Source organism: Roseovarius litoreus (assembly GCF_900142765.1).
GTDB lineage: Bacteria > Pseudomonadota > Alphaproteobacteria > Rhodobacterales > Rhodobacteraceae > Roseovarius > Roseovarius litoreus.
Map to the genome: position 1 here is coordinate 14998 of NZ_FRCB01000006.1, position 20844 is coordinate 35841.

The 20844-nt window shown below is 65.6% G+C and carries 22 protein-coding genes and 1 riboswitch; of the genes, 11 read left to right on the forward strand and 11 right to left on the reverse strand.

The annotated features are described in order from the left end of the window. The first annotated feature begins 28 nt into the window (after positions 1-28). The 8 genes from F3H35_RS12200 (at position 29) to F3H35_RS12235 (ending at position 7570) form a co-directional block, all read left to right on the forward strand. Positions 29-1060: a quaternary amine ABC transporter ATP-binding protein gene (locus tag F3H35_RS12200; RefSeq protein WP_149779863.1), complete on the forward strand. Its 1032-nt coding sequence runs from the start codon at positions 29-31 to the stop codon at positions 1058-1060. Then, a complete protein-coding gene (locus F3H35_RS12205; protein ID WP_149779864.1) occupies positions 1057-3027 on the forward strand; it encodes an ABC transporter permease in 1971 nt (656 codons plus the stop codon). Before F3H35_RS12200 ends, F3H35_RS12205 begins: the two co-directional genes overlap by 4 nt. Positions 3028-3075: 48 nt before the next feature. After that, positions 3076-3176: riboswitch (TPP riboswitch) on the forward strand. A gap of 52 nt (positions 3177-3228) precedes the next feature. Continuing rightward, on the forward strand, positions 3229-4047 hold the full coding sequence (gene thiD, locus F3H35_RS12210) for a bifunctional hydroxymethylpyrimidine kinase/phosphomethylpyrimidine kinase (RefSeq protein WP_149780056.1): 819 nt from the start codon (positions 3229-3231) through the stop codon (positions 4045-4047). Further along, entirely contained in the window at positions 4044-5033 is a 990-nt protein-coding gene (locus F3H35_RS12215) for an FAD-dependent oxidoreductase (RefSeq protein ID WP_149779865.1), read from the forward strand. Before thiD ends, F3H35_RS12215 begins: the two co-directional genes overlap by 4 nt. Then, positions 5011-5208 (forward strand): sulfur carrier protein ThiS, encoded by a 198-nt coding sequence (thiS, locus tag F3H35_RS12220; RefSeq protein ID WP_149779866.1) that lies wholly within the window; start codon positions 5011-5013, stop codon positions 5206-5208. The genes F3H35_RS12215 and thiS overlap by 23 nt, the downstream gene beginning before the upstream one ends. A gap of 3 nt (positions 5209-5211) precedes the next feature. After that, the gene (locus F3H35_RS12225; RefSeq protein ID WP_007813173.1) at positions 5212-5985 is read left to right on the forward strand and encodes a thiazole synthase; all 774 of its coding nucleotides are present in this window, start codon (positions 5212-5214) and stop codon (positions 5983-5985) included. Continuing rightward, on the forward strand, positions 5982-6578 hold the full coding sequence (locus F3H35_RS12230) for a thiamine phosphate synthase (protein ID WP_149779867.1): 597 nt from the start codon (positions 5982-5984) through the stop codon (positions 6576-6578). Before F3H35_RS12225 ends, F3H35_RS12230 begins: the two co-directional genes overlap by 4 nt. Then, the gene (locus tag F3H35_RS12235) at positions 6557-7570 is read left to right on the forward strand and encodes a HesA/MoeB/ThiF family protein (RefSeq protein ID WP_223228402.1); all 1014 of its coding nucleotides are present in this window, start codon (positions 6557-6559) and stop codon (positions 7568-7570) included. The genes F3H35_RS12230 and F3H35_RS12235 overlap by 22 nt, the downstream gene beginning before the upstream one ends. Before the next feature lie 86 nt (positions 7571-7656). Here F3H35_RS12235 and F3H35_RS12240 read toward each other — a convergent pair whose 3' ends face one another. The 9 genes from F3H35_RS12240 to F3H35_RS12280 form a co-directional block, all read right to left on the reverse strand. Beyond that, positions 7657-8346, reverse strand: coding sequence for an ABC transporter ATP-binding protein (locus F3H35_RS12240; RefSeq protein WP_149779868.1), 690 nt, complete (start codon positions 8344-8346; stop codon positions 7657-7659). 148 nt (positions 8347-8494) lie between these two features. Further along, positions 8495-9244 (reverse strand): ABC transporter ATP-binding protein, encoded by a 750-nt coding sequence (locus tag F3H35_RS12245; protein WP_149779869.1) that lies wholly within the window; start codon positions 9242-9244, stop codon positions 8495-8497. Further along, the gene (locus F3H35_RS12250) at positions 9237-10220 is read right to left on the reverse strand and encodes a branched-chain amino acid ABC transporter permease (RefSeq protein WP_149779870.1); all 984 of its coding nucleotides are present in this window, start codon (positions 10218-10220) and stop codon (positions 9237-9239) included. Before F3H35_RS12250 ends, F3H35_RS12245 begins: the two co-directional genes overlap by 8 nt. 331 nt (positions 10221-10551) lie before the next feature. After that, positions 10552-11472, reverse strand: coding sequence for a branched-chain amino acid ABC transporter permease (locus tag F3H35_RS12255; protein ID WP_149779871.1), 921 nt, complete (start codon positions 11470-11472; stop codon positions 10552-10554). A 54-nt stretch (positions 11473-11526) separates the two neighbouring features. Continuing rightward, entirely contained in the window at positions 11527-12669 is a 1143-nt protein-coding gene (locus tag F3H35_RS12260) for an ABC transporter substrate-binding protein (RefSeq protein WP_149779872.1), read from the reverse strand. Positions 12670-12703: 34 nt separating this feature from the next. Further along, on the reverse strand, positions 12704-12940 hold the full coding sequence (locus F3H35_RS12265; RefSeq protein ID WP_007813189.1) for an Lrp/AsnC ligand binding domain-containing protein: 237 nt from the start codon (positions 12938-12940) through the stop codon (positions 12704-12706). Between the two features lie 67 nt (positions 12941-13007). Then, positions 13008-13457, reverse strand: a complete 450-nt coding sequence (locus tag F3H35_RS12270; RefSeq protein WP_149779873.1) for a PaaI family thioesterase — start codon at positions 13455-13457, stop codon at positions 13008-13010. After that, complete coding sequence (locus tag F3H35_RS12275) at positions 13454-14473, reverse strand: phosphotransferase family protein (protein ID WP_149779874.1); 1020 nt, start codon at positions 14471-14473, stop codon at positions 13454-13456. Before F3H35_RS12275 ends, F3H35_RS12270 begins: the two co-directional genes overlap by 4 nt. Beyond that, complete coding sequence (locus F3H35_RS12280) at positions 14470-16113, reverse strand: long-chain fatty acid--CoA ligase (protein WP_188129970.1); 1644 nt, start codon at positions 16111-16113, stop codon at positions 14470-14472. The genes F3H35_RS12275 and F3H35_RS12280 overlap by 4 nt, the downstream gene beginning before the upstream one ends. A 132-nt stretch (positions 16114-16245) precedes the next feature. On the opposite strand from F3H35_RS12280, the gene rpe reads away from it, so the two are divergent. The 3 genes from rpe to F3H35_RS12295 are packed head-to-tail and all read left to right on the forward strand — an operon-like array spanning position 16246 to position 18944. Then, complete coding sequence (gene rpe, locus F3H35_RS12285; protein WP_149779875.1) at positions 16246-16935, forward strand: ribulose-phosphate 3-epimerase; 690 nt, start codon at positions 16246-16248, stop codon at positions 16933-16935. Continuing rightward, positions 16932-17603, forward strand: coding sequence for a phosphoglycolate phosphatase (gene gph, locus F3H35_RS12290; protein ID WP_149779876.1), 672 nt, complete (start codon positions 16932-16934; stop codon positions 17601-17603). Before rpe ends, gph begins: the two co-directional genes overlap by 4 nt. Before the next feature lie 48 nt (positions 17604-17651). Further along, positions 17652-18944: an acetylornithine deacetylase/succinyl-diaminopimelate desuccinylase family protein gene (locus F3H35_RS12295; RefSeq protein WP_149779877.1), complete on the forward strand. Its 1293-nt coding sequence runs from the start codon at positions 17652-17654 to the stop codon at positions 18942-18944. 93 nt (positions 18945-19037) lie between these two features. Here the strand turns inward: F3H35_RS12295 and panC are convergent, their stop codons facing one another. Beyond that, positions 19038-19886: a pantoate--beta-alanine ligase gene (gene panC / locus F3H35_RS12300; protein WP_149779878.1), complete on the reverse strand. Its 849-nt coding sequence runs from the start codon at positions 19884-19886 to the stop codon at positions 19038-19040. Next, a complete protein-coding gene (gene panB / locus F3H35_RS12305) occupies positions 19883-20710 on the reverse strand; it encodes a 3-methyl-2-oxobutanoate hydroxymethyltransferase (RefSeq protein ID WP_149779879.1) in 828 nt (275 codons plus the stop codon). Before panB ends, panC begins: the two co-directional genes overlap by 4 nt. Between the last annotated feature and the right edge of the window lie 134 nt (positions 20711-20844).

Genomic DNA, 20844 nt, shown 5'->3' on the forward strand with positions numbered 1-20844 from the left:
GGCATGATCTGCGCAAGGAGACCCTTAGATGACCGACACCGATATGGTGATGTCCTGTCGTAAAGTCTGGAAACTGTTCGGGCCGCGGCCGGGCGCCTATCTTGCCGGTCTCGATCCTGCCGCCAGCTTCGACCAAATCCGGGCCGATGGATATGTGCCCGCCGTCAGGGATGTGTCTCTGGACATTTCCAAGGGCGAAATGCTGGTCATCATGGGCCTTTCCGGATCGGGCAAGTCGACGCTTGTGCGCTGCCTGTCGCGCCTGATCGAGATCACCGGGGGCGAGGTCCGGGTCGAGGGGCAGGTGATCGGCGATCTGTCCGAGAAAGAACTGATCGACCTGCGCCGCAACAAGATGGGTATGGTCTTTCAGAGCTTCGGGCTTCTGCCGCACCGCACGGTGCTCGAGAACGTCGCCTTTCCGCTTGAGATGCGAGGGCAGGATATCCACACCCGCCGTGCCCGCGCCCTCGAGGTGATCGAGCTCGTGGGGTTGGGCGGCCGCGAGGATTACTTCCCGCGCGAATTGTCCGGTGGCCAACAACAGCGCGTCGGCATCGCCCGCAGCCTCGCGATCGAGCCGGATATCTGGTTTCTGGACGAGCCATTCTCGGCGCTCGATCCCCTGATCCGCCGCGAGATGCAGGATGAATTCCTGCGCCTGCAGGGGCTGTTGGGCAAGACCATCGTGTTCATTACCCATGATTTCGACGAGGCGCTGCGCCTTGCCGACCGGATCGCGATCATGAAGGACGGTGCTGTCGAACAATGCGACCGGCCCGACCGGATCGTGATGGAACCCGCCACAGAGTATGTCGCGAAGTTCATCGAGGATATCGAGAAAGCCCGCGTGGTTCATGCCAGCGCGATGATGCAACCCGTCAATGGCCATGACCTGACCGGCGCGGCCGTGGATGGCGGCAAGACCATATCCCAGCTGGCGCGGCTGCTGGTCAATGATGATCGTCTGATCCTGCCGGTGGCCGGACCGGATGGCGCGATCATCGGGGGGTTGGACCGGCAAAAGGCGCTTGATGTCCTGCTGGGGGCCAAGGAATGACGGCACTGTCGACAAACGCGCATCATGTCGATGCCCGTCATGACGTGCGGATGCGTGTGGCCCAGATCCTGTTGATGGCGGCACTGGTCCTGACGGTGGGCAAGGGCGTTCTGCCCGAGGGTCTTGTGCGTCCACCCGCATGGATGGTCTGGCCGTTTGCGGATTGGATCAACGCCTTTTTCGACTTTCTGCGCGACGATCTCGGCCTGATCCACGTCACCCGCGCCTTCGCCGATGGGGTGGAGTGGCTGCTGGATATCACGGCCAACCTGCTTTACGGCAAGAACCGCTGGCCGAGACTTGGCCCGATCCCCTGGAGCGTGATCGCCATTACCGCCGCCATGATCGGCTATTACCTGAGCGGCTGGCGGCTGGCGATGTTCGCCGGGCTGACCTTTGTCTGGGTGGCGGTGATGGGCCAGTGGGAATGGACGATGGAGACCCTGTCGGTCATCATCGTGGCAGCCCCCTTGTCGATCCTGCTCGGGCTGGTCTTTGGCACGATGGCATGGCGCAGCGCAGGGTTTCGGATGGTGCTCAATCCCCTGTTGAATGTCGCGCAGTCCCTGCCGCATTTCGCCTATATGATCCCGGTTGTGGTGTTCATCGGGGTCGGGCCGAAGGCCGGCGCGATCGTCACGATCATCTTTTCTGTCCCGCCGATGATCCGCATGACCCTGCTGGGTCTTCAAAAAGTCCCGCCCGAAGTGGTCGAGGCGGGGCATATGGCCGGCGCCACGCGCTGGCAATTGCTGCGCCATGTGCGCCTGCCGACCGCGCGGACCGAAATTCTGGTGGGCGTCAATCAGGTCATCATGCAGTGTCTTGCAATGGTCGTTCTGGCAAGCTTCATCGGGATGCCGGGACTGGGGCAGAAATTGCTGCAACTTCTGCAGGCGCTCAAGATCGGCCGCTCGATCGAGATCGGCATCACGATCGTGCTGCTGGCGGTCATGCTGGACCGGTGTTCCAAAGCCTGGGCCACGCGCCAGCCGGAGCATATCGAAAAGGGCACCTCATGGCTGATCCGTCACCGTCTGTTGTTGGTCTGGGCCGTTCTGGTCGGTGTTTTCTGGGGGCTGTCTTTGATGTTCCCGGTCCTCCATGAAATCGGGCGACGCGACGCGTTCAGTCTGGCGGATCCTCTGGATGCGATGATGGACTGGGTCATCATGGTTCTGGACCCGGTGACCCAGTGGCTCCGGTGGTTCCTGATCGTCTGGGTGCTGATCCCGTTGCGCGATGCGATGCTGTGGTTGCCGTTCTCGGCGGTGCTGGTGTTCCTGATGGCGGTGGGCTGGGCCGTTGGCGGACGGCGCTCGGCGCTGATCTGTCTGGCGTATTTCGGCCTGATCGCCATGACGGGATGGTGGGACCGCGCCATGATTACCGTCTACACGGTCACTTTCGCGGTGTTTCTGGCCACGCTGATCGGGTTCCCGCTTGGCATCTGGGGAAGCCGCAGCGAAAGCCGCGCGCGCGCCGTTCTGCTGATCTGCGACACGCTGCAGACCTTTCCAAGCTTCATCTACCTCATCCCGGTCATCATGCTGTTCGGTGTCAATGACGTGGCTGTGGTGGGCGCGGTGGTGCTGTTCGCGGCAGTCCCGCTGATCCGCTACACGATCGAGGGGCTGCGCAATGTGCCCGTGGCGCAAATCGAGGCGGCGAACATGTCGGGTGCCTCGCGGCGGCAGACCTTGTGGTCGGTGCGCCTGCCGCTGGCCTTGCCGACGATCATGGTGGGGGTGAACCAGTCGGTGATGTTCTCGCTTTTCATGGTCATTATCGCGGCCTTCATCGGCACGCAGGATCTTGGGCAGGAAATGCAGCGCGCCTTGTCGTCCAGCGATGTGGGCAAGGGGCTGGTTCTGGGGCTGGCCGTGGCGTTCATGGGGCTGATGGTGGATCATCTGATTACTGTCTGGGCCAATCGCCGCCGCAAGGCCCTTGGGCTCGAGACGTAAATCCGCTTCGTGCCGCTTGAACTTCGTTTGGCATGGTTCTAGGTTGAGCCGTATCCGTTGGGGTGTCCCGTCATGGGGCTGAGAGGCGCAGCCAACCCATCGAACCTGATCCGGACAATGCCGGCGTAGGGAACGGACCTGACCTGAGGCCACAGAGCCAAGCGTCGGACAATCCGTCTTCCCTCACCGGGGGAGCGCATGATGACACCATCACCCAAGGCCAGCCCGCCCAAGGCGCTGACGATCGCAGGCTCCGACAGTGGCGGAGGTGCGGGTATTCAGGCCGATCTCAAGACCTTTTCGGCGCGCGGAGTCTATGGCGCAAGCGCGATCACTGGCATCACGGCGCAGAACACCATCGGCGTTCAGGCGGTGGAGCCTGTGTCGGAGGCGATGATCGCCGCGCAGATCGCGTCGGTCCTGACGGACATCCCGCCCGATGCCATCAAGATCGGGATGCTGGGCACCGCGGCGGTCGCGCAAACCGTGGCGCATGCGCTTGCAGGCTATAGCGGCCCGATCGTGCTGGATCCGGTCATGGTGGCCAAGTCCGGTGATCCGCTTCTGGCCGATGACGCGGTTGGCGCTTTGATCGAACACCTGCTGCCTCGTGCCACGGTCCTCACCCCGAACCTGCCCGAAGCCGCGCGCCTTCTGGGGCGCGCGCCGGCGGCCTCTCCGGAAGAGGTAGAGGCGCAGGGCCATGCGCTGCTGGCGATGGGGCCGGCGGCGGTTCTGATGAAAGGTGGCCATTCCGATGGGCCGGTCTGCACCGATATGCTGGTCACGAAGGCGGGTACGGTTTCCATCAAGGCGCCACGCATCGCGACGGGGAATACCCATGGCACCGGTTGCTCGCTATCCTCGGCGATTGCGGCCGAACTGGCGCATGGGCACCCGCTGGATGAAGCGCTGCGCCGCGCGCATGGCTGGCTGCATGGGGCGATTGCCGCGGCCGATACGCTACAGGTTGGACAGGGGCATGGACCGGTACATCACTTCCACGAGCTTTGGACATGAGCGCTGACGTCACCATATTCGGCGCTGGCGTCGCTGGTCTGTGCGTTGCCACGGAGCTGGTCGCGCGCGGAATAGAGCTGCGTCTGGTCGATCCGCAGCCCAGCCCCGGCGCACATGCCTGTTCGTGGTGGGCCGGGGGGATGCTTGCGCCGTTCTGCGAGGGCGAGTCAGCCGAAGAACCCGTGGTCAGGCTGGGGCAGGAAGCGGCGGGCTGGTGGCAGGCGCAGGGCGTCGACGTGAGCCACGAAGGCTCGCTTGTCGTGGCGCTTGGCCGCGACCGCAGCGAGCTTGACCGCTTCGCGCGCCGGACCGAACGGCACGAACGGCTCGACCGCGTGACCCTCGCCGAGAAGGAACCGCAGCTCGAAGGGCGCTTCGACCGGGCGCTGTTTTTCCCCGACGAGGCCCATATCGCGCCGCGCGCCGCGCTCGCGCATCTGCGCCAGCGGTTGGATGACCGGAATGTGCCGGTGCTCGAGCGCGCCGATGATGTGGGCGGGCTGGTGATCGACTGCCGGGGACTTGCGGCGCGGGATGTGCTGAGCGATCTGCGTGGGGTAAAGGGGGAAATGGCGGTACTGCGCGCTCCGGACATAGACCTTCGTCGCCCCGTGCGCCTGCTGCATCCGCGCCATCCGCTTTATATCGTGCCGCGCGGCGACGGGGTGTTCATGCTGGGCGCCACCCAGATCGAAAGCGGCGAACGGCATCGCGCGACCCTGCGCTCGGTGACCGAGCTGTTCAGCGCGGCCTATGCCCTGCATCCCGCCTTCGGCGAGGCGGAGATCCTCGAGATCGGTGTGGATGCGCGCCCGGCCTTTCCCGACAACCTGCCGCGTATTCGGCGGTGGGGCGATACGATCCTTGTCAACGGCCTGTTTCGCCACGGTTTTCTTCTGGCGCCAGCGCTGGCGCGGATGGTGGCGGATCTGGTGCTGGATGGCAAAATTCCGGAGGTGATGGATGAAGATCACGGTGAACGGTGACAGCCACGAGGTTTCGGGCACGACGCTCGATGCGGTGCTGATCGAACTGGGCTATGGTGAGGCCAAGGTCGCGACGGCAGTGAACGAGGCCTTTGTGCCTGCGGCGAGCCGTGCCGCAACGACCTTGCAGGACGGCGACCGGCTTGAGATCGTCGCACCAAGGCAGGGGGGCTGAGACATGGTGACGTTTTACGGAACCGAGGTGCAGTCGCGCCTGATGCTGGGCACGGCGCTCTATCCGTCGCCCGCCATTCTGGAACAGGCATTTCGCCGCTCGGGCGCGGGGATCGCCACGGTGTCGGTCCGGCGCGAAGCCGGGACCGAGCGCGCCGGTGCCGCCTTCTGGGATCTGGTGCGCCAGCTTGGCGTCAAGGTGCTGCCCAATACCGCCGGTTGCCATTCGGTGCGCGAGGCGGTGACGACGGCGCAGATGGCGCGCGAGCTTTTCGAGACCAACTGGATCAAACTCGAGGTGATCGGCCATGCCGACACGCTGCAGCCCGATCCCTTCGGACTGGTCGAGGCGGCCCGCATCCTGACCGATGATGGCTTCGAGGTGTTTCCCTACACCACCGAGGATATCGTGCTGGCCGACCGGCTGCTCGAGGCGGGATGCAAGGTGCTGATGCCATGGGGCGCCCCGATCGGCACAGGCCTGGGGCTCACGAATATCTATGGTTTGCGGACACTTAGGGCGCAGTTTCCCGATGTGCCGATGGTGGTGGATGCCGGGCTCGGCCTGCCCAGTCAGGCCGCTCAGGCGATGGAGATGGGGTTTGACGCCGTGCTGCTCAACACCGCCGTGGCCAAGGCCGGAGACCCTGCGGCCATGGCCGAAGGATTTGCCCGCGCGGTCGAGGCCGGGAGGCTGGCGTATGAGGCCGATCCGATGGAGCCGCGCGATATGGCGGCCCCCTCTACTCCTCTGATAGGAAAGGCCTTTCTGGAATGACGCTGGACCGGTTCTATCCCATTTTCGACGATGTCCGCTGGCTGGAACGAATGGCGCCCCTTGGCATCAAACTGGTGCAGCTGCGGATCAAGGACCAGCCCGAGCCAGAGCTGCGCGATCAGATCGCCAAAGCGAAAACCATCTGTCAGAATTCCGGTATCACATTGATCGTGAACGATTATTGGAAGCTGGCGATGGATCTGGACTGTGACTGGATTCATCTGGGTCAGGAGGATCTGGATGTGGCCGACATGGCGGCGATTCGCCGGGCCGGTCTGCGGATCGGCATCAGCACCCATGACCGCGACGAGCTGGACCGGGCGCTTGGCCATGATCCCGACTATGTGGCGCTCGGCCCGATCTATCCCACCAAGCTCAAGAAGATGAAGTGGCATCAGCAGGGGCTGGAAAAACTGAGCGAATGGAAGGGGTTGATCGGAGATATCCCGCTGGTCGCCATCGGTGGCATGAGCGTGGAACGCGCGCCCGGCGCCTTCGAGGCGGGGGCCGATATCGTTTCGGCGGTCACCGATATCACATGGCACGACAGCCCCGAAGACCGGGTGCGCGCATGGCTGGACGCGACGCGATGAGCCGATATGCCCGCCAGATCGCGGTCCCCGGCTTTGGCCCGCCGGCACAGACGCGTTTACAGAGCGCGCGCGTGTTGGTCGTGGGCGCAGGCGGGCTGGCAGCCCCGGTGCTGCAGTATCTCGTGGGGGCCGGGCTGGGACATATCCGGCTGGTCGACGACGATGTGGTGGATGTCACAAACCTGCACCGCCAAACGATTTTCCGCTCCAGCGATGTCGGACGGCCCAAGGCGGTTGCTGCCGCCGAGGCGATGCGCGCGCTCAATCCCGAGACGGTGATCGAGCCGGTCTGCGACAAGCTGGACCCGGCCACAGCCGCCGATCTGTGCCATGGCGTTAACCTTGTTCTGGATTGCGCGGACAGTTTCGCCGCCAGTTACATCCTGTCGGATCATTGCCTGGCTCAGACCCTTCCGCTGATCAGCGCGTCCGTCACGCAAATGTCGGGATATGCAGGCGGGTTTTGCGCAGGTGCCCCGAGTTTGCGGGCGATTTTCCCGGATTTGCCGCAAACCATGGGAAATTGCGCCGAGGATGGCGTGCTGGGGCCGGTCGTGGGCATGGTCGGCAGCCTTCAGGCGCAGATGGCCCTTTCGGTGCTGGCGGGGCTGGCGCCAAGCCCGCTTGGGCAGTTGGTGACGGTCGATGCGGTGACGATGCGGTTTGGCGGCTTTCGGTTTTCGGATGCGCCCGAGCCGGACTGGTCGCCGCGCTTCATTGCGCCCCGGACCATCGAGACCGATGATTTCATTGTGGATTTACGAAGCGAGGACGAAGCCCCGCTGATCCGCGCCGATGCCCACCGCCTGCCCGTCGCGGCTTTCGGCCCGGACGGGCCGCGTCCCGGTCCGTCACAACGTGCAGTATTGGTCTGCCGGTCGGGGCTGCGATCCTGGCAGGCGGCCGAGCGGTTGCGGCAGGTCTGGGATGGCGAGATCGCTCTCGTCGCTGTCGGCGATCCTGCGACGCTGCGGGTTTCGTACGATCCGTAACAAACCGACACGGCTTTGGTACGAAAAGGCCACGGCACGCCCGGATTTGTGTCCATCCCGTACGCAAACGGCTTTGGGCCTGCGGGTTACACGCCGATCAGTCGGGTGGTGATCTCGGGCGTGAGCTCGGCGAAGGCCCCGGACCAGACCGACTCGCCGCGCTGCAGGATCACGGCCCGGTCGGCCACCCGGCCCAGCTCGGCCAGCGACTTGTCCACCAGCAGGATCGACAGACCGGTCTCGGCGCGCAGTCGGGCGATGGCCGACCAGATTTCCTGCCAGACGATGGGGGCCAGACCCTCGGTCGCCTCATCGAGGATCAGAAGACGCGGATTGGTCATCAACGCGCGCCCGATGGCCAGCATCTGCTGTTCGCCTCCCGACAATGTCGCAGCCCCCTGAGTGCGCCGTTCGGCCAGCCTCGGGAAAAGCCCGGTCACCCGCGCGACATCCCAATGCCCGGGTCGGGCGGCGGCGATCAGGTTTTCATGCACGCTGAGATTGGGAAAGACACGCCGCCCCTCGGGCACCAGCCCCAGGCCAAGCCGCGCCGCCCGGTGCGAGGGCAGGCGCAGGATATCGGTTCCGTCAAATGTGATCCGGCCCGAGCGTACCGGGATCATCCGGCAGATCGTTTTGATGGTGGTGGACTTGCCCATGCCGTTGCGCCCCATGAGCGCCAGCACCTCGCCCTCGGCCAGATCGAGCGACACCCCGAAAAGCGCCTGCGTCGCGCCATAGCTGGCCGTGACGGCGTCAAGGCGAAGCAGGCTCATCGCGGGTCTCCGTGGCGGGTTGCGGCGCTTTTCGAGTATTTGAAGAACGGTGAAATCTGCAGACAGGCTTTCATCGTTCCCGAAATACTCCCGCCGGAGGCATCCGGGGCAAGCCGCCAAGAGGCACGGGCGGGCATGGGGCGGGCGGTCATGATCCCTCCCCCAGATAGGCGGCGCGCACATCCGCATTGGCGCGGATCTCGTCCACCGTGCCGGTGGCGATGATCTGGCCATAGACCAGCACGCTGAGCCGGTCGGCGAGTGCGAAGACCGCGTCCATGTCGTGTTCGACCAGCAGGATCGGGGCCTCGTCGCGCAGGCTGTCGAGAAAGCCGGTCATCTGGCGTGAGCCTTCGGCGCCCATGCCGGCCATCGGCTCGTCCATGATGAAGGCGTGGGGCTTTAGGGTGAGGGCGACCGCGACTTCGAGTTGCCGGCGCTGGCCGTGGCTGAGTTCGGCGGTGACGGTGGCGGCCTGATCGGCCAGCCCGACACGGTCGAGAGCCGCGAGGGCGGTGTCGCGCAGGTCGCGCTGCGCCAATGCGGGGCGGATCAGCCCCAAGGGGCCGCCGCGCGCGCCCAAGGCGCCCAGGGTGACGTTCTGCAGAACCGTGTCTTCCATCGCCAGCGCCGAGATCTGGAAGGTGCGGGCCAGACCCATGCGGGCGCGGGCGCGGGTGGAAAGGCCGGTGACGTCCTGCCCCAGAAAGGTGATGCGGCCTGCATCGGGCGCAAGGCCGCCGCAGATCTGCGCGATCAGGGTGGATTTGCCGGCGCCGTTGGGGCCGATGATGGCATGGATTTCGCCCGGGCGCAGGTCGAGGCTGACATTGTCGGAGGCGCGCACGGCGCCGAAGGCTTTCGTTAACCCTTCTGTGGCAAGAATGGTGTCAGTCATGGGCCACCTGTCTGCCCGCCAGAAGCCCGATCACCCCGCCGCGCGCGAAGAGCACCACCAGCAGAAGAAGGAGGCCGAGCCAGATCATCCAGAACTCGGAGAGCCCGCCCAGCATGTGTTCGAGCGTGATGAAGAGCGCCGCGCCCGCGACCGGGCCATAGAGCCGCGCGACGCCGCCCAGGATGATGAAGACCATGATCTCGCCGCTCATCTGCCAGGAGAACATCGTGGGGCTGACGAAGCGGTTGAGATCGGCGAAGAGCGCGCCGGCCAGACCGGTGATCGCGCCGGAGATCACGAAAGCGGTGAGCCGCAGGCGGAACGGGCTGAGGCCGATCGTCTCGACCCTTGTGGGGTTTTGCCGCGCGGCGTTGAGCGCAAGTCCGAAGGGCGAGCGCGCCAGCCGGGCGTTGAACCATAGCGCCAGGGCAAGGGCGGCGAAGCAGATCCCGAAGAACTGGATCGGATCGAGCGTGTTGAGGCCCGGAAAGTCGTTGCGCACATAGATCGACAGCCCGTCCTCGCCGCCATAGGCGGGCCATGAGATCGCGAAGAAATAGAACATCTGCCCGAAGGCGAGTGTGATCATGATGAAATAGACCCCCGAGGTGCGCAGCGACAGGGTGCCGATCACCAGGGCTGCGAGGGCCGATGTGATGATGGCGACGAGCCATATCACCGGCATGGATTTGGTTCCTTCGATCAGGACGGGGCTGTCCATCAGGGGGCTGAAGCTTTGGGCATGGCTGGCGAGGATGCCCATCGCATAGCCGCCGATCCCGAAGAAGGCGGCATGGCCGAGGCTGACCAGACCGCCGAGGCCGAGCGCGATATTGAGCCCGACACCGGCCAGCGCGAGGATCGCCACGCGGGTGGCAAGGGTGATGGTGAAGGGCTCGTCCGCGACCCAGGCCCAGAGCGGTACCGCCAGAAGCCCCAGCAGAAGGGCCGTGTTGATCAGGCGTTCGCGGGTCATAGGCTGCCTCTGGGATTGTATTTGGGGGTGCCATGGCGCGGGGGAATGGAAGGGCGCGCTGTCCGGGTGCGCGCAGCGGCCAGGCGCCTTGCGCCGGGGCTGCGCGGGTCGGCGGGCGCTGTGGGGCTGCCGTGGCTGTGGCGCGCGCGTGTCGGGGGCGGGGCGAGGGCTGCGCGGGTCACGGGCTGTCCATGCACAGAGCCGAGCGTTGGTGTGCTTTGCGGGGCGGTGGTGTGCGTGCCGGTGGCGTCCAGCGTCACGGGGATGCTGGCCCCGGCTTGGCTCCGAGGCGGGCGCGCAAGCGTCTGATGAGGGGGGCGGGAGAGGGGGGTCATGCGCTGCCTCCGAAGAGGCCGCGGGGACGCCAGATCAGCACGCAGGCCATCAGGATATAGATCAGCATCGATGCCAGCGCCGACCCGGTGGTGGAGGCCGAAGAGGTCTCCATGAAGAGCTTGAAGAGTTCCGGCAAGAGCAGCCCGCCCAGCGTATCGGTCAGACCGACCAGCAGCGCGCCCACGAGGGCGCCGCGAATCGAGCCGATGCCGCCGATCACGATCACCACGAAGGCGAGGATCAGCACCGGCTCGCCCATGCCGACCTGCACCGACTGGATCGCGCCCACCATCGCCCCGGCGAGACCGGCAAGGGCCGCGCCAAGCGCGAACACGATCGTGTAGAGCCGCGAGATGTCGATGCCGAGCGCCGCGATCATCTCGCGGTCCGATTCGCCCGCGCGGATGCGTATGCCCAGCCGGGTGCGGGAGATCAGCCAGAAGAGCGCCGCCGCCACCGCAAGCCCCGTCCCGATGATCGCCAGGCGATAGAGCGAATATTCGATCCCGCCGGGCAGGCTGACCGGTCCCGAGAGCCAGTCGGGAATGTCGAGAAACAGCGGGAAGGACCCGAATATCCAACGGGTGGTTTCCGAAAAGATCAGGATCAGCGCGAAGGTGGCGAGCACCTGATCGAGATGGTCGCGGTCATAAAGCCTGCGCATCACCAGCATTTCGACCAGCGCGCCCGCGGCGGCCGCTGCCGTCAGCGCCGCAGCGAGCGCCAGCAGGAACGAGCCGGTCGCCCCGGCCACGGCCGCGGCGGCGAAGGCGCCGATCATGTAGAGCGAGCCATGCGCCAGATTGATCAGCCCCATCACCCCGAACACGAGCGTCAGCCCCGCGGCCATGAGGAAAAGCATGACCCCGAACTGAAGCCCGTTCAGGACCTGTTCGATGAAAAGCAGCACTGTCACGAAAAACCGGTCTCCGGTTGCGGGCGGGCGCGAGGGGCACCCGCCCGAAAGAGGTTACATCTTGCACTCGTCCACGTAGACGTTGGAGTGATCCTCGAGCGCGACACCGACGATCTTGTTGGTGAAGATATCGCCTTCCTTGATCACTTCGCGCACGTAGATGTCCTGCACCGGGTGGTTGTTGGCGGCAAACGAGAAATCGCCCCGGACGCTGTCGAAATCGGCGGCTTTCAGGGCCGCGCGGAACGCTTCGGCATCCGAGATGTCGGCGCTGGCCAGTGCCGACAGCAGGAGGTTGGCGGTGTCATAGCCTTGCGCTGCATAGAGCGAGGGCAGGCGGCCATATTCGGCCTGAAACGCCTCGACGAAGGTGGCGTTGGCGGCGTTGTCGATGTCCTTGTTCCACTGGCTTGTGTTGATCACGCCGAGCGCCGCGTCGCCGACGGCCTGAAGGATGCCCTGATCGAAGCTGAAGGCGGGGCCGACCACGGGGATGTCCAGACCGCTTTCGGCATATTGCTTGAGGAAGGAAATCCCCATGCCGCCGGGCAGGAAGAAGAACACGCTGTCGGCGCCCGAGGCCCGGATCTGGGCGATTTCGGCGGCGTAGTCGGTCTGCCCCAGCTGGGTGTAGATCTCGCCGGCGAGATCCCCGCCATAAAGCCGTTTGAATCCGGTGAGGCTGTCTTGGCCTGCCGGGTAGTTGGGGGCGAGGATGAAGGGGTTGGTGTAGCCTGCGTTCTTCACATAGGCGCCCGCGGCCTCGTGCAGGTTGTCGTTCTGGTAGGAGACCGAGAAGTAATTGGGATGGCAGCCCTTGCCCGCAAGCGCCGAAGGAGCGGCGTTGGTGGACAGGTAGAATTTGCCCTGAGCGGTGGCGGCGGGGACCACGGCCATGGCGAGGTTGGACCACACGATGCCGGTGAGCACGTCGACCTTGTCGGACTGGATCATCTTGTCGGCAAGTTGCACCGCGATGTCGGGCTTGCGCTGATCGTCTTCGATCACCACTTCGGGGGCCGCGTCGCCGGCCATTTTCATCGCCAGCATGAAGCCGTCGCGGGTGTCGATGCCAAGCCCGGCGCCGCCGCCCGACAGGGTGGTGATCATGCCGACCTTGACCGAGCTGTCCTGTGCCGTCGCGGCGGTGGCCATGAGGCCCATGCAGGCCGCGGCCACGAGTGATTTGAATGTCATCGGATCGTCTCTCCCTTGAGGTTGTTTTTATGTGTCAGAACGCCTTGAAGGTCAGCGTTGTCTCGGTGCGTTCGATCCCGTCGATATCGAGCAGGTGATCGTTGATGTATTTGCCCGTGTCCTGTTCGTCGGGAATGTAGAGCTTGAGCAGAAGGTCGAACGGGCCGGAGGTGGAATAAAGCTCGGAATGGATTTCGCGCAGGGCGATATCCTCGGCCACACGGTAGGAGGTGCCGGGTTTGCAGCGGATGTTGACGAACACGGGGCGCATGGTGTGACCTCTTGTGAATCCGGCGGTATTTAAACGCGAAAGCCGGGGGAATGGAAACGGCGAATTTTCAGGCGCCGGGCGCGCCGCGATAGCGAAACACCCCGGTGCCGGTGGCGATAAGCCGGCCGGTGTCGTCCTGCACCGTGCCTTCGGCGAAAAAGGTCTTGCGGCCGCCGCCGGTGACGCGGGCCTCGGCGATCAGGCGGTCGCCTTGCGCCTGGCCCAGGTAATTGACCGTGAGCGACAGGGTCAGAGCCATCTGCCGCAGGTCCGGATCGCCGGTGAAGCAGCCCGAAAACCCCATCGCGGTATCCAGAAGCGTGGCATGCAGCCCGCCATGCGGCAGGCCCTGACGGTTCAGCAGTTCGGGCATCATGGGCGCCTCGACGCGCGCCCAGCCCTTGCGCCAGCCGGTCATGGCGATACCCAGGTGGGTGGCCAGCGGCGAGGGCGGCTCGAACAGGTCGGGGGAAACGGAGCCGGTGTCGTGGTCGTGGTGCTGGTCTTTGTCGGTCATTTGCGGGTTGCCTCGAGCCCCTGACGGGCGAATTGCGGAACATATGCGCCCAGTTGCAGGCCGCGTTCGGGATCGGACGCGTTGCCATCAAGGGCGCGTTTGCGGACCCCCTGAAGGATCGCGGCCATGCGGAAATGACAGAAGGCGAGGTAAAACTCAAACCGCTCGATCCCGGCAAGGCCGCGACGGGCGCAATAGGCGTCGATGAAGCGCGCATCCTCCCAAAGCCCGAGCGCGGCACGGTCGACCCCGGCAAGCCCGCGCCCTTCGGCGGTGTGGGGCATCGACCATTGCATGATGACGGCGGCGAGATCGGCATAGGGATGGCCGATGGTCGACAGCTCCCAGTCCAGCACGGCGGCGATCCGGGGGCTGTCGGGCGCGAAAAGCAGGTTGTCGAGCCGGTAATCGCCATGCACGAGGCGGCGCTGGCCGTCATCGGCGGGCATGTTGGCGCCGAGCCAGCCGATCAGCGCGTCCATGTCGGGCAGATCGTCGGTTTGCGTCGCGCGATATTGCTTGGTCCAGCGATCCAGCTGGCGCGCGTAGTAATTGCCCGAGGGGCCGAAATCCGACAGGCCGACGGCGTCGATATCCACCTCGTGAATCGCGGCAAGGCAGGCATTCATCGCGCCGATCATGGCGGAGCGGTCACCCGGCGAGACGTCGGGCAGGGCGGGATCGTCGAAATTGCGGCCCGCCACGGCCTGCATCACATAGAAGGCCGAGCCGATCACGTCGGGATCTTCGCAGAGCACATGCATCCGTGCCACGGGCACATCGGTGGCGCCAAGCGCCTGTTGCACCCGAAACTCACGCTCGACCGCATGGGCGGATTTCAGCAGCACGCCGGGCGGCTTGCGGCGCAGAACATAGGCGCCCGAGGGCGTATCCAGCCGGTAGGTCGGGTTCGACTGTCCGCCGGAAAACTTGGTGGCGGTGACCGGTCCGCGAAACCCCGGAAGATGCGCGGCCAGCCAGAGCGACAGGGCGTCGGTGTCAAGCGGCTGGCTCATGTCGTGCCCCCGCGCAGATCGGGCAGGACGTAATCGGCGAACTGCCGGCGCAGCGTCAGCTTCGAGATCTTGCCGGTCGCGGTCAGCGGCAGCGCATCGACAAAGAGGATATCGTCGGGCAGCTGCCATTTGGCGAAATGCGGGGCCATATGGGCGTGGATATCGCTCAACGTTGGACGCGCGTCGCCCTGCGGGACGACGACCAGAACGGGCCGTTCGTCCCATTTGGGATGGGGCACCGCGATCACCGCACAGGCCCGGATGCCGGGATGCGAGGTGGCCGCGTTTTCAAGGTCGATCGAGCTGATCCATTCGCCGCCCGACTTCACCAGATCCTTGGCCCGGTCGCGGATCACCAACTGCCCCTGCGCCGAGATCGAGGCGACATCGCCGGTGCCGAACCAGCCTTCGGCATCCATCGCGGCGGCGGTGGCCTGATCGTTGCGAAAATAGCCGGAAATCACGGTATTGCCGCGCACGTAAAGCTCGCCCGTGGTGGTGCCGTCATGCGGCATCGCGGTGCCGTGATCGTCGACGATCTTGAACTCCAGCCCGAATTTGCGGCGGCCCGCGCTGGTCTTGATCGGCATTTGCCGGTCCAGAGGCGCGCCCTGCAGAGGGGGCGGGATCATGCCATGGGTGCCGATGGGGCTCATTTCCGTCATGCCCCAGGCCTGCGAGACGGTGACGCCATATCCCTCGTAGGCCTCGATCATCGAAGGGGGGGCTGCCGATCCGCCCACGATCAGGTCGCGAAAGGCCGAAGGCGCGCGGCCCTGCGCCGTGATTTCCGACAAGAGCCCGGCCCAGACGGTCGGCACGCCCCATGACGAATAGACATTCTGATCCTCCATCAGCCGCCAGAGGCTGGCGCCGTCGAGATGCGGGCCGGGCATCACCAGCGTCATGCCGGTGAGCGGCGCGGTATAGGGCAGGCCCCAGGCGTTGACATGGAACATCGGCACCACGGGCATCATCCGCCGTCCGGCGACAAAGCTGGAGGTCTGCGCCAGCGGCACGGTCAGCGCATGAAGCACGGTCGAGCGCTGCGAATAAAGCGCGCCCTTGGGGTGGCCGGTGGTGCCCGACGTGTAGCACAGGCCCGAGGCGGTGTCCTCGGGCAGGTGGGGCCAGTCGAATGTATCGGGCTGGCCCTGCAGCAGATCCTCGTAGCACAGCGTATCGAGCGGCGTTTCGGGCATCGCGCCGGCATCGGTGAGGACGATCACGCGCATCCCTTCGGGCAGCGCATCGCGCAGCGTCTCGGCCACGGGCACGAGGCTGGCATCGACACAGAGGATGCGGTCCTCGGCATGGGCGATCATATAGGCCAGCTGTTCGGCGGGCAGGCGGGGGTTGAGCGTATGACACACCGCGCCCATCCCGGAAATGGCGTAATAGAGCTCCACATGGCGGTGACCGTTCCATGCCAGCGTGGCGACGCGGTCGCCTTGCGCGATGCCCATGGCGCGCAGCGCATGGGCGGCCTGTGCCGCGCGCGCGAGCGTTTCGGGATAGCTCTGGCTGTGGATGTCGCCGGTGTCGCGGGCCGAGACGATGCCCTGCTCGGCAAAGGCTTCGGCGGCATGGATCAGGATGTCGATGATCCTCAGCGGGCGGTGCTGCATCATGCCTTTCATCGGCGTCCTGTCTCCTGCCTGTCGCGCGGTGACGGTGACCGTGGCACGAAAGCGGAGCGGGATCAATTCCGCCGGGGTCTTGACCTTGGCCCGATCAGGCCGCATGTGCAGGACGACCAAGGAGGTGCCGTCATGACATTCGACCGTTCCCTGAAGATCGCGCCGTCGATCCTCTCTGCCGATTTCGCCAATTTCGGCGCCGAGATCAGGGCGGTGGAAGCCGAGGGCGCGGATTGGATCCATGTCGATGTGATGGATGGGCATTTCGTGCCCAACCTGACCTTCGGGCCGCCGATGTGCGCCGCGATCCGCCCGCATATCAAGACGGTGATGGATGTGCATCTGATGATCGCGCCGGTCGATCCCTATATCGACGCCTTCGCCGCCGCGGGCGCCGATATCCTGACCGCCCATCTGGAGGCGGGACCGCATGTGCACCGCACCCTTCAGGCCATTCGCGGCGCGGGCTGCAAGGCGGGTCTGGCGCTGAACCCGGGCACGGGCATCGGCGATATCGAGCATCTGCTGGATATGGTGGATCTGATTTGCGTGATGACGGTGAATCCGGGCTTCGGGGGCCAGAAATTCATCCACAGCCAGATCGAGAAGGTCCGCCGCCTGCGCCAGATGATCGGCGACCGGCCCATCCATATCGAGATCGATGGCGGCATCACGCCGGAAACAGCGCCGTTGATGACGCAGGCCGGCGCCGATGTGCTGGTGGCGGGATCGGCGGTGTTCAAGGGCGGCAGCGTGAGCAACCCGGCCCCTTATGGCGACAATATCCGCGCCATCAAGGCCGCATGCGCGACCATGGCATGAGCGGCGCTGTCATCTTCGATCTCGATGGCACGCTGGTGGACAGCGCGCCCGACATCTGCGCCGCCGCGGGCTCGGTGATCGCGCGCCATGGGCTGGAGCCGCTGACACTCGAGCAGACGCGCAGCTATGTGGGCCACGGGGCCGAACAGTTCGTGCAGCGTTGTCTTGCGGCGCGTGGCGTGGCGGACCGGCCGGGGCTGAAGGCCGAGGTGCTGGCGGGGTTTCTGGACATCTACGAAAGCGCCGTGAGCCTGACGGTGCCCTATCCCGGGGTTGTCGCGGCGCTCGGGCAGCTGGCGGGCATGGGGCTGAGCCTTGGTGTGTGCACCAACAAGCCCGCGGCCCCGGCGCATGCGGTGCTGCGCCATCTGGGGCTGGATGGGCATTTCGCGGTGGTGATCGGCGGCGACAGCCTGGCGCAGCGCAAGCCCGATCCGGCACCCTTGCAGGCGGCGATCGCCGGTCTGGGGGCAACGGCCACGGTCTTCGTGGGCGACAGCGAGGTGGATGCCGAAACGGCGCAGCGCGCGGGCGTGGCTTTCGCGCTTTATACCGAAGGCTATCGCAAGGCGCCGGTCTCGGATCTGCCGCATGACGCGGCGTTTGATGATTTCGCCGACCTGCCGGGGATCGTGCAGGGGTGCCTGGGGCTGAACGGCGTGGCGTGATGCGGCCTTGGATGCTAGGCTCTGCCATGACCGGATGAGGGAGAGGGCATGAGCATCGCAGACAGGCTGCGGGCCGAGATCGAGGCGCGGCGCGACGATCTGGTGGCGCTGACGCAGGATCTGATCCGTACTCCGACGCTGAACCCACCCGGCGCGAATTACCGCGAGATCTGCGATTATCTGGACCGCCGGCTCAGGGCTTCTGGCTTTGCCACCGAGCTTGTCCGCGCGACCGGCGCGCCCGGCGACAGCGACAGATATCCGCGCTGGAACATCGTGGCGCGGAAAAGCGGCGCGCGGGCCGGGCCTTGCGTGCATTTCAATTCGCATATCGACGTGGTCGAGGCCGGTTACGGCTGGACGGTGGATCCTTTCGGCGGCCTGCTGCGCGAGGGGCGCATCTATGGGCGGGGGGCCTGCGACATGAAGGGCGGGCTGGCCGCGAGCATCGTGGCGGCAGAGGCCTTCATCGCCGTGCTGCCCGATTTTGCCGGCGCCATCGAGATCAGCGGCACGGCGGACGAGGAATCGGGCGGCTTCGGCGGCGTGGCCTATCTGGCCGAGCGTGGCTGGTTCGACCCTGCGCGCGTGCAGCATGTCATCATCCCCGAACCGCTGAACAAGGACCGCATCTGCCTTGGTCATCGCGGCGTCTGGTGGGCCGAGATCGAAACCAAGGGCGAGATCGCCCATGGCTCGATGCCGTTTCTGGGCGATTGCGCGGTGCGCCACATGGGCGCCGTGATCGCCGAGATGGAAGCGCGCCTTTTCCCGGCGCTTGCGCAAAAGCGCACCGAGATGCCGGTGGTCCCGGAAGGCGCGCGGCAATCCACGCTGAACATCAACTCGATCCATGGCGGCGCGCCCGAACCGCCCGAGGACGATACCGGCCTGCCATCGCCCTGCGTGCCGGATCGCTGCCGCATGGTGATCGACCGCCGCTTCCTGATCGAAGAGGATATCGCCGAGGTCGAGGCCGAAATCCGCGAGCTGCTGGAGACACTGCGCGAAGGCCGGCCCGGTTTCGACTATGACATTCGCGAAATGCACCGGGTGCTGCCCACCATGACCCGCCGCGACGCCCCCGTGGTGGGCGCGGTGGCGCGCGCCGTCCGCGCCGTCTTCGACCGCGAGGCCGAATACGTGGTCAGCCCCGGCACCTATGACCAGAAGCATATCGACCGTATCGGACGCCTGAAGAACTGCATCGCCTATGGGCCGGGCATCCTTGATCTGGCGCACAAGCCCGACGAATGGGTTGGGGTCGAGGACATGATGCAATCCGCGACCGTCATGTCGCTGGCGCTGCACGACCTGTTGACCGAAGGTACCCGGCCCTGACTTCACCGTTCCGGAAATACTCAAAGAGCAGGTCGCGGGGCGCAGGGATGCGATATGAGTATTTCCGGAACGGTGAAGCCGGGCAGGGGGGGGTCAGATCGCGATGTTGTCGATGAGCCGCACGCCGGCCAGCCATGCGGCCGCGAAGAGCCGCGCGGGGCGGTTCGGGGTATCGAACAGCGACAGGTCGTCATTGGCGCGGATCTCGAGATAGTCGACCTGGGTGAAGCCCGCCCGTTCGAGCCGGGCGATGGCGGCGGCCTGCAGGGTGGCGAAGGGCTGACCCTCTGCGATGCCGGCGGCGATGGTTTCCATTTCCTCGTGCAGGCGCGGCGCGATGGTGCGGGCACGGTCCGACAAAAGCAGGTTGCGCGAGGCCATCGCCAGCCCGTCGATCTCGCGGATCGTGGGGCAGCCATGCACGGTGATCGGGATATCGAGATCCGCGGCCATGCGGCGCACCACCTGCAATTGCTGGAAATCCTTTTCGCCGAAAAAGGCATGATCGGCGGAGGTCTGCAGGAAGAGTTTGGTCACCACGGTGGCCACCCCGTCGAAATGGCCGGGGCGGTGCGCGCCTTCCATCACATCCGTCAGCCCGGCGACGGAGACGGTGGTCGCGAAATGCGCGGGATAGATCTGGTCGGCATCCGGCACATAGAGCGCATCGACCGAGAAGCGGGCCAGTTTGGCCGCGTCCTCTAGCTCGGTGCGGGGGTAGTTCGCCAGATCCTCGGGATTGTTGAACTGCTTGGGATTCACGAAGATCGTGACGATCACCCGGTCGCAGCGCGCCTTGGCCGCCGCCACCAGCGACAGGTGCCCGTCATGCAGCGCGCCCATCGTGGGCACCACGCCGATCGTCTCGCCGGCCCGGCGCCATCCGTCGGTGGCGGCACGCAGATCGCCCAAGGTGCGGACGATGGGCGCGGGCGTGCTCATTGGCCGGGCGCCTTGTCGGAGAAGGTGTGTTCGGCGGCCGGGAAGCTGCGGGCGCGGACCTCGTCGGCATAGGCACGGATCGCGGCCTCGCCATCGGCGCCGAGCGTGGCATAGCGCTTGACGAATTTCGGCTTGAAGGCGGTGAAGAGCCCGAGCATGTCGTCGACCACGAGGATCTGCCCGTCGCAGCCCACGGAGGCGCCGATCCCGATGGTGGGGATGGAGATCTCGGCGGTGATCCGGTCGGCGAGCGTGGCGGGGACTTTTTCGAGCACCACGGAAAACGCGCCGGCATCGGCCACGGCCCGGGCATCGGCCAGAAGCGCGTCGGCCTGATCGGCACGGCCCTGAACCTTGTAGCCGCCGAGCGTGTTGATCGATTGCGGGGTCAGTCCGATATGGGCCATCACCGGCACGCCGCGCGCCACCAGAAAGGCGATCGTCTCGGCCATGTGCCGTCCGCCTTCGAGCTTGACCGCCGCGGCACCGGTTTCGCGCATGATCCGCGCGGCATTGGCGAAGGCCTGTTTGGGGCTTTCCTCGTAAGAGCCGAAGGGCATGTCGATCACCAGCATGGTGGTGGTCAGCCCGCGGGCCACCGCCTGACCGTGCAGGATCATCATCTCCATGGTCACCCCGAGGGTCGAGGGCATCCCGTGCAGCACCATGCCCACCGAATCGCCCACCAGGGCGAAATCGCAGACCCCGTCCATCATCCGGGCCATCGGCGTGGTATAGGCCGTCAGGCTGACGATCGGCGTGGTGCCTTTCATCGACTTGATGTCATCGGGCAGGGGGGCGGTTTTCTTGGCGGTTGCGCTCATGGTCTGGTCACCGGATCAAGGGGGTTGCGGGTCTGATTGGAGCGTTCCGCCTGTGAACTGAGACATCAGCGACAGGTGGAACGCGTGCAACGATTGGATGCAGCACGGCGTTTCGCGAAAGGCTGCGAGTGAGG

Bases quoted from the DNA above. Each gene is read 5' to 3' on its own strand.
- F3H35_RS12200 (WP_149779863.1), top strand. From the start codon at position 29: ATGACCGACACCGATATGGTGATGTCCTGTCGTAAAGTCTGGAAACTG.
- F3H35_RS12205 (WP_149779864.1), top strand. From the start codon at position 1,057: ATGACGGCACTGTCGACAAACGCGCATCATGTCGATGCCCGTCATGAC.
- thiD (WP_149780056.1), top strand. From the start codon at position 3,229: ATGACACCATCACCCAAGGCCAGCCCGCCCAAGGCGCTGACGATCGCA.
- F3H35_RS12215 (WP_149779865.1), top strand. From the start codon at position 4,044: ATGAGCGCTGACGTCACCATATTCGGCGCTGGCGTCGCTGGTCTGTGC.
- thiS (WP_149779866.1), top strand. From the start codon at position 5,011: ATGAAGATCACGGTGAACGGTGACAGCCACGAGGTTTCGGGCACGACG.
- F3H35_RS12225 (WP_007813173.1), top strand. From the start codon at position 5,212: ATGGTGACGTTTTACGGAACCGAGGTGCAGTCGCGCCTGATGCTGGGC.
- F3H35_RS12230 (WP_149779867.1), top strand. From the start codon at position 5,982: ATGACGCTGGACCGGTTCTATCCCATTTTCGACGATGTCCGCTGGCTG.
- F3H35_RS12235 (WP_223228402.1), top strand. From the start codon at position 6,557: ATGGCTGGACGCGACGCGATGAGCCGATATGCCCGCCAGATCGCGGTC.
- F3H35_RS12240 (WP_149779868.1), bottom strand. From the start codon at position 8,346: ATGAGCCTGCTTCGCCTTGACGCCGTCACGGCCAGCTATGGCGCGACG.
- F3H35_RS12245 (WP_149779869.1), bottom strand. From the start codon at position 9,244: ATGACTGACACCATTCTTGCCACAGAAGGGTTAACGAAAGCCTTCGGC.
- F3H35_RS12250 (WP_149779870.1), bottom strand. From the start codon at position 10,220: ATGACCCGCGAACGCCTGATCAACACGGCCCTTCTGCTGGGGCTTCTG.
- F3H35_RS12260 (WP_149779872.1), bottom strand. From the start codon at position 12,669: ATGACATTCAAATCACTCGTGGCCGCGGCCTGCATGGGCCTCATGGCC.
- F3H35_RS12265 (WP_007813189.1), bottom strand. From the start codon at position 12,940: ATGCGCCCCGTGTTCGTCAACATCCGCTGCAAACCCGGCACCTCCTAC.
- F3H35_RS12270 (WP_149779873.1), bottom strand. From the start codon at position 13,457: ATGACCGACAAAGACCAGCACCACGACCACGACACCGGCTCCGTTTCC.
- F3H35_RS12275 (WP_149779874.1), bottom strand. From the start codon at position 14,473: ATGAGCCAGCCGCTTGACACCGACGCCCTGTCGCTCTGGCTGGCCGCG.
- F3H35_RS12280 (WP_188129970.1), bottom strand. From the start codon at position 16,113: ATGAAAGGCATGATGCAGCACCGCCCGCTGAGGATCATCGACATCCTG.
- rpe (WP_149779875.1), top strand. From the start codon at position 16,246: ATGACATTCGACCGTTCCCTGAAGATCGCGCCGTCGATCCTCTCTGCC.
- gph (WP_149779876.1), top strand. From the start codon at position 16,932: ATGAGCGGCGCTGTCATCTTCGATCTCGATGGCACGCTGGTGGACAGC.
- F3H35_RS12295 (WP_149779877.1), top strand. From the start codon at position 17,652: ATGAGCATCGCAGACAGGCTGCGGGCCGAGATCGAGGCGCGGCGCGAC.
- panC (WP_149779878.1), bottom strand. From the start codon at position 19,886: ATGAGCACGCCCGCGCCCATCGTCCGCACCTTGGGCGATCTGCGTGCC.
- panB (WP_149779879.1), bottom strand. From the start codon at position 20,710: ATGAGCGCAACCGCCAAGAAAACCGCCCCCCTGCCCGATGACATCAAG.